The 13,508-nt window shown below is 41.7% G+C and carries 13 protein-coding genes; 7 read left to right on the top strand and 6 right to left on the bottom strand.

The window, feature by feature from the left end:
• Positions 1-185: 185 nt before the first annotated feature.
• The 4 genes from ACE1AT_RS09970 (at position 186) to ACE1AT_RS09955 (ending at position 3,629) form a co-directional block, all read left to right on the top strand.
• A complete protein-coding gene (locus tag ACE1AT_RS09970) occupies positions 186-374 on the top strand; it encodes a DUF4089 domain-containing protein (RefSeq protein WP_374867781.1) in 189 nt (62 codons plus the stop codon).
• Entirely contained in the window at positions 371-1,759 is a 1,389-nt protein-coding gene (locus tag ACE1AT_RS09965) for an AtzE family amidohydrolase (RefSeq protein ID WP_374867779.1), read from the top strand. The genes ACE1AT_RS09970 and ACE1AT_RS09965 overlap by 4 nt, the downstream gene beginning before the upstream one ends.
• A 364-nt stretch (positions 1,760-2,123) precedes the next feature.
• Entirely contained in the window at positions 2,124-2,840 is a 717-nt protein-coding gene (locus ACE1AT_RS09960; RefSeq protein WP_374867777.1) for a hypothetical protein, read from the top strand.
• A 390-nt stretch (positions 2,841-3,230) separates the two neighbouring features.
• A complete protein-coding gene (locus tag ACE1AT_RS09955; protein WP_374867775.1) occupies positions 3,231-3,629 on the top strand; it encodes a MerC domain-containing protein in 399 nt (132 codons plus the stop codon).
• An 84-nt stretch (positions 3,630-3,713) separates the two neighbouring features.
• Here ACE1AT_RS09955 and murQ read toward each other — a convergent pair whose 3' ends face one another.
• Positions 3,714-4,640, bottom strand: a complete 927-nt coding sequence (murQ, locus tag ACE1AT_RS09950; RefSeq protein ID WP_374867787.1) for an N-acetylmuramic acid 6-phosphate etherase — start codon at positions 4,638-4,640, stop codon at positions 3,714-3,716.
• A 226-nt stretch (positions 4,641-4,866) separates the two neighbouring features.
• Complete coding sequence (locus ACE1AT_RS09945) at positions 4,867-5,292, bottom strand: DUF3110 domain-containing protein (RefSeq protein WP_374867773.1); 426 nt, start codon at positions 5,290-5,292, stop codon at positions 4,867-4,869.
• Positions 5,293-6,040: 748 nt separating this feature from the next.
• Here ACE1AT_RS09945 and ACE1AT_RS09940 point away from each other — a divergent pair.
• On the top strand, positions 6,041-6,235 hold the full coding sequence (locus ACE1AT_RS09940; protein WP_026719524.1) for a hypothetical protein: 195 nt from the start codon (positions 6,041-6,043) through the stop codon (positions 6,233-6,235).
• 27 nt (positions 6,236-6,262) lie between these two features.
• Here the strand turns inward: ACE1AT_RS09940 and ACE1AT_RS09935 are convergent, their stop codons facing one another.
• From ACE1AT_RS09935 to ACE1AT_RS09925, 3 genes are all read right to left on the bottom strand, one after another.
• Positions 6,263-6,991, bottom strand: a complete 729-nt coding sequence (locus ACE1AT_RS09935; protein WP_374867771.1) for a LapA family protein — start codon at positions 6,989-6,991, stop codon at positions 6,263-6,265.
• A 33-nt stretch (positions 6,992-7,024) separates the two neighbouring features.
• Positions 7,025-7,648: a flavin prenyltransferase UbiX gene (locus ACE1AT_RS09930; RefSeq protein ID WP_374867769.1), complete on the bottom strand. Its 624-nt coding sequence runs from the start codon at positions 7,646-7,648 to the stop codon at positions 7,025-7,027.
• Positions 7,649-7,869: 221 nt separating this feature from the next.
• Complete coding sequence (locus ACE1AT_RS09925) at positions 7,870-10,221, bottom strand: ribonuclease R family protein (RefSeq protein ID WP_374867767.1); 2,352 nt, start codon at positions 10,219-10,221, stop codon at positions 7,870-7,872.
• Positions 10,222-11,159: 938 nt separating this feature from the next.
• Here ACE1AT_RS09925 and ACE1AT_RS09920 point away from each other — a divergent pair.
• Entirely contained in the window at positions 11,160-12,128 is a 969-nt protein-coding gene (locus tag ACE1AT_RS09920) for a hypothetical protein (RefSeq protein WP_374867785.1), read from the top strand.
• A gap of 191 nt (positions 12,129-12,319) precedes the next feature.
• Here the strand turns inward: ACE1AT_RS09920 and clpP are convergent, their stop codons facing one another.
• The gene (gene clpP, locus ACE1AT_RS09915; protein ID WP_026719529.1) at positions 12,320-12,925 is read right to left on the bottom strand and encodes an ATP-dependent Clp endopeptidase proteolytic subunit ClpP; all 606 of its coding nucleotides are present in this window, start codon (positions 12,923-12,925) and stop codon (positions 12,320-12,322) included.
• Positions 12,926-13,208: 283 nt separating this feature from the next.
• On the opposite strand from clpP, the gene ACE1AT_RS09910 reads away from it, so the two are divergent.
• Positions 13,209-13,364: a hypothetical protein gene (locus ACE1AT_RS09910; RefSeq protein ID WP_374867765.1), complete on the top strand. Its 156-nt coding sequence runs from the start codon at positions 13,209-13,211 to the stop codon at positions 13,362-13,364.
• Positions 13,365-13,508: the final 144 nt, after the last annotated feature.

Genomic DNA, 13,508 nt, shown 5'->3' with positions numbered 1-13,508 from the left:
AACTAGAGAGTGTAGACTCACTCCCTCACCCCAAAGACTCGGTTTGCGTGGATACTCGTCATCTCACTTGGTTACTGCTTAAGCCTTGGAAACGAGTCAATTTCCTGCATTTAGCAATTTCACCATATTTAAATTTTACCAGAAAGCCGTGCTAGAAGCACGGGGTTTCAAACCCAGAGGTTTCGATGAATAATCAAGAGTTGGATGTGGGTGAGTATGTGGATCAGATGGCTTTGTTGTTGGATTTACGGTTGAGGGGTGAATATAGGGATGGAGTTATAGCAAATTTTGAGAGAATTAAAGCGATCGCTCAATTAGTAAATTCTTTTCCCCTACCACAAGATATTGAAGCAGCGCCAATATTTGAACCATGAATCTAGACTCTGCGGATGCTGTATCTATTGCTGTAGCAGTGCGTGAAGGTGAAGTTAGCGCGGTGGAAGTAACGCAAGCTGCTTTAGAAAGAATTGCAGCACGAGATCGGGAACTCAATTGTTTTACCACTGTGACTGCTGATGCTGCTTTGGCTGATGCAGAAAGAATAGATCATGAAATTGCCCAGGGTAAAGATCCTGGTTTACTGGCTGGTGTACCTTTCGCTGTCAAAAATCTCTTTGATATTGCTGGGATTACAACTCTTGCTGGTGCAAAAATTAATGCTGAAAACCCGCCAGCAACGCAAGATGCAACGGCGGTAGCGCGGTTGAAGCAAGCAGGTGCAATACTTGTAGGTGCGTTAAATATGGATGAATACGCCTACGGGTTTGTGACAGAAAACTCTCATTACGGCGCGACTCATAACCCCCATGATTTACAACGGGTTGCGGGTGGTTCATCGGGTGGATCAGCAGCAGCAGTTGCAGCTGGGTTGGTTCCACTGACGTTAGGTTCTGATACGAATGGTTCAATTCGTGTACCTGCTGCTTTATGCGGCGTTTTTGGTTTGAAACCAACTTATGGCAGGTTATCACGTGCTGGTGTAGCTTTATTTTCTAGCAGTTTTGATCATATCGGCCCTTTTGCACGTTCAGTACAGGATATCGCTACAGCTTTTGATGTGTTGCAAGGGGAAGATGAACGCGATCCGGTTTGCACAAAACGTCCTCCCGTAGAGACGCGCCATTTTTTATTACAAGATATAGAAGGTATTAAAATTGCGATCGCAGGTGATTATTTCTGCAAAGGAGCTAATCCTGAAGCTTTAGCAGCAGTGCAGAAAGTTGCCGATGCTTTGTGTGTGAGTGAGTATGTAACTATACCCGAAGCCCATCGCGCCCGCGCCGCCGCCTTTGTGATTACTGCTTGCGAGGGAGCAAATTTACATTTGGAAAAGTTGCGTCAACGTCCCCAGGATTTTGATCCAGCCACACGCGATCGCTTTCTTGCAGGTGCATTAATTCCTAGTCATTGGTATATACAAGCGCAGCGCTTTAGAAAATGGTTTCGCGATCAAATACGAGAAATATTTGAAAAAATTGATATCATTATTGCCCCAACTACACCTATTTCTGCACCGTTAATTGGGCAACAAACGATGATTTTAGATGGAGAAGAAATTCTCGTTCGTCCCCATTTAGGATTATTTACTCAGCCATTATCATTTATTGGTTTACCTGTTTTATCAGTACCAATTCAATATGCAAATGCTTTACCTTTAGGAGTGCAATTAATAGCTGCACCTGATCAAGAAGCGTTAATTTTACGAGTCGCCTCGGTTTTACAGACAAAAGGAATAATTTCTGCGTTTGTCGTTTCATAAAAAGTATTTCACAGGTAAATAATGTGATACTATTAGCTGAATGTTAGGGTGTAAGATGCCTCTTTACAATCGCTCTCCAAAAATTATGACTTTCTCTATGAAGTTAGTCGCATCTACCTAAGTTTCAGCAAAATACGACAATAAGATTTTTTAGAGCAAGCCTTCTGTTGGCATTTTATTTAAGAATGTCTCTTCATGCTCGGAAGGTATTAATTAGCGTTGGGTGTATTCACCAAATATTTTCTGAAATAGTATTCATGACTTTTTCAGAAAAGAGTTTTTCATCTGTTCCCCATATTATTTATCACTCCAAGCACAAGCCAAAATCTCACATCAATAATTTATTGAATAGGAAGATAGTTTCATGACCATTTTCAACAAGTTATCAATGATGACTGCTGGAGCCATATTAACTGCTTTGGGAACAATAGCTACATCATCATCTGTTCATGCTGCGACAACTTTTTTTGGTCCCAGTCCTTACCAAAGTTTCAATGACAGCCCTTTGAAAGGAGGTGACTATTCTTACTTTTATCTGGAAGATTTTGAGGATGGCGCTTTGAATACACCAGGCGTTACATCTTCCAATGGACAAGTAAACGGGCCTGAACCATTGAGAGATTCTGTTGATGCTGATGATGGCTTAATAGATGGTAATGGCGTAAATGGCTATAGTTATTACTTAGCTGATAATAGTGTAATTTTCACCTTTGATCAGAATGTTCTGGGTTCGCTTCCAACCGATGCAGGTATAACTTGGACAGATAGCTTTCCTATTGGTGATGTTGTGTTTGAAGCCTTCAATGCTGACAATGTTTCTTTAGGGACAATAGTAGCCTCTTATCTTGGCGATGGTTCAGTTGCTGGAGGAACAGCAGAAGATCGCTTTTTTGGGGTGTTTAATACAGATGGTATTTCTGCGATTAAAATCAGTATGCCCAACAGCACTGACTGGGAAGTAGATCACTTGCAGTATGGTTTAAGTAATTCTAAACCTGTACCCGAACCTGTAAGTATATTAGGTTCGCTGGCTGCTGGTGCAATTGGTGTATGTTTACGACAACGCCAACAAAAAAATTAGCTAGCAAACGCAAAACAATTGTATAGAGTTTTGCTAACCAAAGCATGTATATGCTTTGAAATAAATTTGAAGTAGGGTGTGTTATGCCGTAGGAATCGCACACCCTGAACTCGAATTGATTAACATAGTTTGAAATATTAGCACTGACTTAGCTTAAGCAGAATTTGCATTCAAGGAAAGCAGAAAATTTTGAAACTTTAAGTAACAAAAATTACACTCGCCAAAAAGCTAACCTGTGAAGATACTCCATTTTTTTTTGTAAAAATATTTTTATTTCCTTCTGTTTTATGAGACTATGCTTATAGTCAAAATAGAAAATTTTTGGCTAATTTTGTGGCTCGTTCAACAAAAAAGAATCACCAATTAGTTTAGTTATCAAGGGGTAATCTCGTGCGTAGCAGAAGAATGCAGATGGTCATGGATAAAGCTGCGATCGCGCTGTCAACTACGTGTGCAATCCATTGTATGTTTTTACCAGTTTTGCTCGTCATGCTTCCTGCACTAGCAACAACCTCTCTTGGTAGCGAAAACTTTCACCGTCTTATGCTGTGGTTTGCTTTTCCTGTCAGTGTTTTAGCTCTCACACAGGGGTGTCGTCGTCACAAAGATCGAATAGTGCTAACGGCTGGGATCTTAGGGTTGGTACTTCTCGTCACAACCGCAGTTTTTGGACATACCCTACTAACAGAAGATGGTGAGCGTATTGCCACAGTCTCAGGGGCAACGGCCTTAGCCTTTGGTCATATTCGTAACTATAAGTTATGCGGCAAAAATAAATGCAAAACTTGATACAAAATATAGCTGACCAATAATTTCTTGATGTAAAGAACTCCTCACCGCTAATTATATTAGAAAACACTTTTGCAAGAGTTCTTAAGATTTGGTGGAATTTTTACAGTTAGCGATCGCAGCTCTGAGATTACCTTGATTTTCAGAAAGTAGTTCTAGACCTTGTTCTTGATCTAAGCCTGTCCAGTGCATTAACAGCGCCAACTTTACCCATTTACCACTGCGTTCTAATAACAAATCTGATGCTTCACGACTTAAACCTGTTAAGTCTTGCAAGATTCTTAAAGCGCGATCGCGTAATTTGTTATTGGTCACGGCTACATCAACCATGCGATTTCCGTAGACTTTGCCCAAACGCACCATCACACCCGTAGACAGGATATTTAAAGCAAGCTTGGTTGCGGTTCCTGCTTTGAGGCGAGTAGAGCCAGCAAGCACCTCTGGGCCTGTTAACAGGCGAATATCAATATCTGCTTCTATATTCACTTGTTCAGCAGGTACACAAGCCATAAAAATTGTAGTAGCTCCCCGCTGACGAGCAGCATTGATAGCACCATGAACATAAGGTGTTGTCCCACCAGCAGTAATACCAACGACTACATCTAGTTGGGTTATCTGTCGTTGGGCGATCGCCGCTTCTCCATCTTGAAAGCGATCTTCTAAATCTTCGGAACTGCGTAACAGCGCCCCAGCACCACCAGCAATAATTCCTTGTACAAGTTCTGGAGGTGTACAAAAAGTTGGTGGACACTCAGCAGCATCTAAGACTCCCAATCGACCACTCGTCCCTGCACCAACATAAAACAGCCGTCCTCCGTGTTGCAAACACTCGGCGGTTAGTTCAATAGCTTGAGCCAATTGCATCTTCGCACCAGCAACCGCAGCTACCGCATTCTCATCTTCGCGATTAAAAATTTCTACCAACTCTAAACAACTGAGTTGGTCTAGATTCTGACTATTAGGATTAATTTGCTCTGTGAGAAGATGGCCACGTTGCTGTAAATCAGTCATTTGTTTTTTGTCCTTAGTCATTGGTCAATGGTCTAGAGACGCGATGAATCGCGTCTGTACAATAGTCATTGGTCATTGGTCATTGGTTGTTGGTCTAGGTAATGGTTGAAGTCCTGAGTCGCCAGAGGTGTGATGTTCCTCGTGTCTATTAGTCCAAGATAATTGGCTAATGACAAATGACCAATGACAAATGACCATTGACTAATGACCATTGACTAATGACTATTTATAGTAACCCTTCTAATCGGCGACGAATACTATCTAGTTCGGAATCAGACAATTCTGATTTTGGTGGTGATTCTTGGTTACTAGACTGGGTGTTAGTCTGTGTTTGCTCGATTTCAGAGTCTGGTTTCCAATCGGTTTCTTCTACGTTTATTTCTGGGGGAACCATTAAAGCACTATTTTCTGTCACCATTTGCCAATCATAGCCAGTACTTTGACAAAACTCTTTGATTTGTTCAGCATCAATTGCTTCAACTGCGGGTGTAGCAAAATCTTGGGCTTCTAGCATCAAGGCAAAGCGCGTGGCGTCGTCTTCTGACTCAAACATCAGAATTGTATTGCGATCGCCTACTCGAATCGTGTGAATTCCTTCGTTATCTGTGCCAGCGTTAAATATCAACACAAAAACACGCATGGGTGTAATCATCTTTCCTTTTTTTGGGTCTACTGTTAATTAAAGTTCTAGCTGGTCACTAAGGAAAAGGTTATGAGCTAATAGGGTTTAGTTAAGATTTTAAGTCTTTGGAAAAAAGGGTCTGCCTTTCTTGGTAATCGTGGTTTCGGTTTGAGCTGAATCTGTACCTCTGTGGAGGAGGGTATCTCGGTGTTAAATGGGGGGTGGTAGATTGCAACTATCCGTAACTCTGGCGACTCATAAAACTCTGAATTTATCCTAGCGAAACTTGGTGCTTACGAGTAAAATTTTCTCCGCAAAAATTTGGGTGCGATCGCACTCTCAATTCTTTCATGCAGACTCTTCTGGGAGATTTACGGAAATTCCACACAAATAGATTAATATGCTTTATGTTAGGTATGGGCTTAATATAAATTTAATAAAATTTGATTTGAGCTTGATTGAAACTTTATTCAGGCTTTGTGCGTCTACCAAAATGGGTCAAACTCATTATTTATAGAGCATTCTACGACACTGTGTTTCTACCAACACAATACATCGTTCTCACTATTTACATATAAAGCGCTCTAATTACTGATTTGAGTGAGTTGTTTGACCAGCATAAACAGCACTTATTAAATACAAGGTGTAAAAAATGACTTTTTTGTTCATTTGGTTGAAAAAAGCCTGCCCAACTTAATGGTGGAAAAGTATTCAAGATACTGGATATCTAATTTGAGTAAGCCGAATAAGTTAAGTGTGGTCGTTTGAGGATTCAAACATGATTCGGATTAAAGATGTTGTGCAAAAGGCTTTATCAACAGGATACCTGACTATAGAAGCAGAAAATCAGCTACGGCAATTATTGAGTACACAATATGATCTTGAAGATTTTAATGCTTTTATGAGTTTGCAAGAAGCTGCTATGACAGGTAAAGTCAAGCAGGAGTCTCGCGAGCGTTGTGGGATCAAGTAGAGATTTGACTTGTGATGTCTCTATTGATTAACGCTCACGCTGATCATCCTCACTATCGTCTAAAAACCCCCAATCCTCTTCATCTGCTTGATTCTTTTTATCGGTTGGATTATCTTTATCGGTGAAATCATCGCTTGATGGTTGATATGGGGGAATAATTACCCGATAGTCTGCATCATAAATTGATTCAGTTTTGCCCACTCCAGAGTTTTTAGGTTCGCGGTAGCTGTAAGAATATGAAGAACCTGCTCGGAAACTGTCTGTAGGTTCTTGTCGGCGTTCATAGCTTTTTGAGTCTCTGACTTCGGTATTTTGAGAACTTGTGGCGTCTGGCTTTTCCTCAAAATCCCAATCTTCGTTGTCGTTTGTGTCCCAATCATCATCTGGATTAGATGGAGATGGAGTTTTAGTCGCTGATGGTGGGGGACTAGTATAACTACTATAACTACTATAACTGTCGGCAGATTTTTCTCGCGTTGAGCGATCGCTCTTTGCTGTAGTTCTCCGAGATTTGGATGCAGCAGAAGTTGGGCGTTGTGGTACTGCCAAATAACTGGACAATTGAAATAAACCAGAGATCACCAAAGAAGTAGCAGCACCAGCAGCTGTGCTGAACAAAATCCATATTGCTAAAGGTAATGATTTCGTCTGCACACCTAAAAAGACTAATGGGAGGATAGGGGACCAATTTTGCGCTAACAACAGCGCCAGTCCTCCCATAATTGCTACTAACAAAATTAATCGCAAAAGAGCCATAAGGAATAGAAAGGATGAAGGATGTAGACGCGCCTACGTGTGACGACCTTGCCAACGTTGAATGGGAATACAATCAATATCTAATTGATCTAAAGCACGGGCGACTACAAAATCAACTAAATCCTCAATACTTTGAGGATTGTGATACCAAGCAGGAATAGCAGGTACAATTCTCACTCCGCTTTCTGCAAGGGTGGTTAAGTTGCGTAAATGGATCAAGCTAAAAGGAGTTTCACGGGGAACAAGGACTAGTTTTCGTCCTTCTTTTAGCTGCACATCTGCGGCCCGTTCTAATAAGTCGGAACTTAACCCTGCTGCAAGCTTGGCTACCGTACTCATACTACAGGGAATTATAATCATTCCTAAAGTACGAAAGGAACCACTAGCGATATTCGCTCCCACATCTCCCCAAGGATGACAGCGTAGTTTTCCTCCTGTTTCAACTCCTGCTTGTTGTCGCCAAAATTGCTCTTGTTGAGCAGGTTCTACAGGCATACGAATATCCTGCTCAGATTGCCAAACCATGTAGGTTGATTTAGAAGCAACTAATTGAATTTCATAATCAGCACAAAGCAAATATTTTAAAGCGCGAACCGCGTAGATTAAACCAGATGCACCTGTAATTCCTAAGATGAGTGGCTTGTTATTGTTGGACATATTTTTCAAATATGGGGCATTGGGCATTGGGCATGAATCAGTTAACAGTTAACAGTTACCAGTTTAATTTGATAACTGATAACTGATAACTGATAACTGAGAAGTTGTCCCCCTTGTCCCCGATCTCCGATCCCCGTTGCCCCTTATCCCCAGAGGGGGCCCCACCTGCCCCTTATCCCCAAAGGGGACCCCTACCTTCCCCGATCCCCGATCCCTAACCTTTATTCGTCGTCTTCATAGGATTCTAAATCGTCTGGTTCCATGTCGTCACGTAAGTACATATCTGATTCTTCACCAGTTGTATTGATATCTTGGCGATAAGGAATACCATCACTACCAACTGTGACTAGATCAATTTGTTGACGGTAGTAATCGACGCTTTTAACTTGTACTGCAACGCGATCGCCTAATCGATAGGAAGCGCGATTTTTTCGTCCAAACAACGCCTGTTGTCTGGCGCGATATTCGTACCAATCGTCTTTGAGGGAGCTGACGTGTACTAGTCCTTCGACTCGTAAAGGTACATTTTGCTCACCACCATCATCTTTTGGCGGGACTTCAATTTCCACAAAGAATCCGTAAGATTGGACGCCTGTAATCACACCACTGAAAACCTCGCCGATGCGCTGTTTCATTAAAGAGGCTCTTTGCAAACCCTCTAAGTCGGCTTCGGCTTCTTGAACTTCTTTTTCTCTGTCGTTGATTTGGGTAATTACTCTTGTCAGTTCGCTTTGCAACTCTTGTTGCAATTCTGGCGGTAAAACGTTCCAGTTAATTTCCCCGTGGCTAGTAGAAGAACGTAAGTTTACACGCTCTTTGACACGAGTGTTGCGGCGATCGCGTCCGTGTTCAAGTAGTGCATAATATACCCTCTGCATCAGCAAATCTGGGTAACGTCGTAAGGGTGCGGTAAAGTGGACATATTCTGGTAGTGCCAAACCAAAGTGGGGTGCTTTGTTGTTGGTGCTGTAAACTGATTGTTTGAGGGTGTCTTGCAATAAATAAGTCAAAACTTGCTCAGATGATGACTCAGCAAACACTCTTGTCAATTGTTGATAATCTAGAGGTTGAATATCAATATCTGGCTCTAGTGACAATTCGATCCCCAAATTGATCGCCAGTTTCAACATCTCTTGTACATCTTCGGGATCAGGTGCGCCTTGGACTCGCCAAATGCTGGGAATACCTAAAGCACTCATGTGGTTTGCCATGATTTGATTCACCAGCAATACGAATTCTGTGAGCAGTGATCGCACGGGTGAATCTTTTTCTACTACGCATCCGAGAATACCTTCATCATAGAAGGGGTTTTTATTTGTGGGCAGATTTAACTGCAAACTTCCGCGGGAGGTGCGTTGTTGTTTGAGAAACATCTGCAACTTTTTCAACTCTTGCAGCATTTCTACTGCTTCAGTAGGGATTTTGGTGACTTTTTTACCCAGAAGAATTGTTTCTGCTTGCTGAGTATTTACTGAAGCATCTACTTTCACTACACTGGGTTGAATTTCCCAATCCAGTACTTCTCCTGATTGCGGGTCAAAGGTAACTAGACAAGAAAGACTCAGGCGATCGCTTCCTGATACTAGAGAACACCGATCTATCACATTTTCCGGTAACATTGGCAACACTAAATCACCAAGGTACACAGTTCTACCCCGTCTGAGTGCTTCCCGATCAAGTGCTTCATCTGGCTGTACGTAGTGGGAAACATCAGGAATATGAAAGCCTAACTGTAAGTTACCACCACTAGTTGTTTCCAAGGAGAAAGCATTTTCTACTGTTTTTGTGTCAATATTATTACCTAGTATTGTAATTGTAAACTTGTTACGTAAATCTAGCCGATCTTTGAGATCAGCTTTTAAAATCCTTTTTGGTAGTTTAGTAGCTGCTTCTTGGACGTTATCTGAGAAAGTACGGGAAAGGTCATGCTTGCAGGTAACTAAATCAATATCAGCGGCTGCTTCTGCATCGCTTCCCAGGATCTGTACAACTCGCCCTAATGGGGGATACTGTGCTAGTGGGTAACGTAGAACTTCTACATGAGCCAGATGGTCGATCGCTTCTTGTAATTTTAGACCATTGGCGTAAAGTTTCAGTTCAAATAGCAGTCGATCATCTAAAGGTACAGCCCGATAGCCCGCTTCTACTTGTTTGATGCGTGCGAGTAAAGTGTGATTGGAGCGCTCTAAAATTAGTTTCACTTCGCCTTCAGGAGAACGACGGCGACTACCTTCTTTGAGAACCCGCACTAAAACGCGATCGCCATTCCAAGCATTACTCAAATGGCTTTCTCGAATATAAATATCCTCAGTTCCTTCTACGTCTTGAATTGCAAAGCAAAACCCTTTGCTGGAACAGCGCAACTTCGCTTCTATTAACCCTTCTTCTGTGATGCGGCGATACTTACCGCGTTCTTTTACTAAAATGCCAATTTTCTCTAATACCTCCAAGATGATGTGAAGTGTCTGTAAACTTTCTTCATCTTCACAACCAAGTTTCTTTTCTAGAAGTTTACGAGCTACCAATTTATCATCAGTAAAATTGGCAAGGAGTGTAGCGATTGAAAATTCCATGCAGTGAACCGACCTTTGGTCAAAACATCTTTTTTTTGTTGAGGACAATTGTGTGTGGGGGTTCCCCTCCACCTTTGCAATGTATCCGTTGTTGAATTTGGTTCTTGGTTGATTACCTCACACCCACAGACACTAGCGGTGAACGAACTTCCCAACAGGTAGGGCGCTACACAATCATCTTTTGAGTACCAGTTCGTTCAAGTCCCTTCACTTGGCCAATCTGACAAGGCAATCCTGATTGCGGATTTTACCCTACTAGGTTGTGACGCAACGGGTTTTTGAGAGGCTGTGTTCGGATCGTTCTCAGTGGAACCGCCCAAACGCGCTACGCAGGGAAAACCACAGGTGTTCAATTGCCTAGTTGAAAGGTACTTTACGCGATTAGACTCTGATTTTTCACTAGGAGAAACTGCTGATCAACCTAAATGTTCCATATGTAGAATCAGTAACAACTAGGTAGCAGTTTAATAATCTGTGAGCACGAACCATTACTTCATTATTGTAGATTTAGTCGTACTTCCAGAAAAGATTTCTGGATATTAAATTGGGTAAACAGTATAGCATTGCTTGCAATAACACTTAAAATTAGTTTGTGGTAGCCAATAATTTACCCAAAAAAATTTATTTTACAAACAGTATACCCAAATTTTTAATACAATTTCGGTAACTCAGGGTTGCATGATCGATCTCAGGGTGCGAGGTACAAGAAAATTATTGGTAGTGTAAAGTTTAAAATAGATCCATACCCAATCGTGAATCCACAAGATAAACAAAACAAGAATGGGTGGGCAACTCAAAAGCAATACTTAAATTAGTTATCAGCTTTATCAATTGGATAAAATTATTCTGCTGATTGAATATCTTACCTGCTTCTTTCTTGCCTCTTGCCTGTTGCTTCTGACTTGAAATTATTCTGACGTAGATTTGGTGAAATTATGATGTTGGCTCAACTTCAGAGCTTGTATCCCACAGCTAGTTTAATCTCTGAATTAGTGCAAATTTATCATGGTAAATATATTGTTCGGGCAAGCTTACAAATAGAAGGTATCACTCGCGCTACTGGTATGGCAGCAGCCGCAACAGTAGAGGAAGCAGAAGATCAAGCCAGAACTAGAGCTTTGATGGTTTTGGGAATTGCTACTACCTCACAAGTACAGACAGGAAGTTTGATTGAGACCAACAGCGTAACTGATGTTGAGACTACCACTTCACCAGTACAGACGGGAAGTTTGATTGAGACTAAGAGTGCAACTGATGTTAAAACTACCGAAAGTAGTGGACCTGCTCAAACAGAAGAAAACGTCTCCGCTTCTGACCATCTGTGCGTTTCCGTCTCTTCTTTTACCCAAACTCCCATTGATACCTCCAATCTGGAAACCCAAGCAAGCACACCCATTAAATCAACTGTTTCTTTAACTTCTTCAAATTTTTCAACTTCTTCAAGACACACAATTGATACCTATGGTCAGGATCAGGATTTAGAGCCAAATTGGCCTGCGAACGCACAACCAGAACTCCCCTTAGATATTCAAGCAGAAGACTTCGGGGAAATTTCTAGCAACCAGAGTGAAAGCAAACCTTTACCAGAGATTAAATCTAGTAACGTCACACCATTTCCCCAACGCAGTTATCACAATACTCCTACCGAAGAAGTAGTACCTGCGACGTCACCAGCACCGACAACGAAGAAAAAGAAGAAAAGCGAACCAGTGGATCAATCAGACGATATCGCCAAAATCGGCGTAGAAATGCAGCGCTTGGGTTGGACAACAGAACAGGGTAGGGACTATTTAATTCAAACCTACGGTAAGCGATCGCGCCATTTACTCGATTCCGAAGAATTACGTGATTTCCTCAAATATTTAGAATCCCAAGCTACACCTGTAGATCCACTAGCAGGATTTTGATAAATTATTTGTCATTTGTCATTTGTTATTTGTTATTGGGGATCGGGGATTGGGGATCGGTGTTTATTCTCTCCCTTGTCTCCCTTGTCCTCCTTGTCTCCCTTGTCCTCCTTGTCTCCCTTGTCCTCCTTGTCCTCCTTGTCTCCCATGTCTTCCCTGTCCCCTTTCCCCGATCCCCGACCCCTATACTCCTACACAACCGCCATTGGACGGCTACCAGCAGCGTGACGATCAATCACCTGGTCGATTAAGCCATAATCTTTGGCTTCTTCGGGTGACATAAAAAAGTCTCTTTCTGTGTCTTCGGCGATTTTCTCTAACGGCTGACTGGTATGTTCGGCTAAATATTCGTTTAGCCGTCGCTTGTGGTAGAGAATTTCGCGGGCTTGGATTTCAATATCAGTTGCTTGTCCGCGAGCGCCCCCCAAGGGTTGGTGAATCATAATCCGCGAATGGGGAAGACTCATTCTTTTACCCTTAGCACCTGCGCTCAGGAGAAAAGCACCCATACTCGCCGCTAGTCCGGTACAGATGGTACAGACATCTGGACGAATGTGCTTCATCGTATCAAAAATACCCATTCCTGCTGTCACCGAACCACCAGGAGAATTGATGTACATATATATGTCTTTCTCTGGATCTTCAGCATCTAAAAACAGTAGTTGGGCAACAATCAAGTTAGCAACGTTGTCATCAATCGCTTGTCCCAAAAAGATAATACGTTCACGTAAAAGGCGTGAGTAGATATCAAAGGCGCGTTCGCCACGACCTGATTGTTCAATAACGATAGGAATCATTTAGCCAGCTTGTAACTAATGTAGATACATTCTATCGATTACAAAGGCTGATTGTTTTCCGAAACCATATCATCCACTGTGTAGTCATATATAGCAGATGGTGCTTACCCGATTAATTCGGCTGTTAGCCAGTATTATTTTTTAATAGTTTTGTAAAAATTGCCATATTTTTACTGAGAAAATTCCTGATATTTCTACCTAATGGGGAAAATCATTAGTACGAGGGGCATCTAAGCAGGACACATCCCAATCAAAAACATCCACCGAAAGAGAGGAAGCTGCCATGCTGGAAAAATTGTTACAAGCTGCTATTATTACCTTTTTACTGCACTTGATCGTCGGACTGAATACAAACACTACAATGAGTACCAAAGCAGCACCTCCCTCTGGTACGGCGCTTACACCAGTGGCTAGTTCTTTTTTGCGTTCTTTAGAATAAAAAATCACTGGTTGAATCAAAATGTATATTGATTTAGTGTCAGTTATTTGTTGGTAGTTGTTTGTTCTCAATCACTACCAACTACCAAAAAAATTATTAATCCCCATTTTTGAATCCAAAATCTAAAATCTAAAATCTAAAATC

Origin of the sequence: Pelatocladus sp. BLCC-F211 (assembly GCF_041928655.1) — a bacterium.
GTDB lineage: Bacteria > Cyanobacteriota > Cyanobacteriia > Cyanobacteriales > Nostocaceae > Pelatocladus.
Note: the sequence above shows the minus strand (reverse complement) of the source record. Positions and strands in the feature narration are given on the sequence as shown.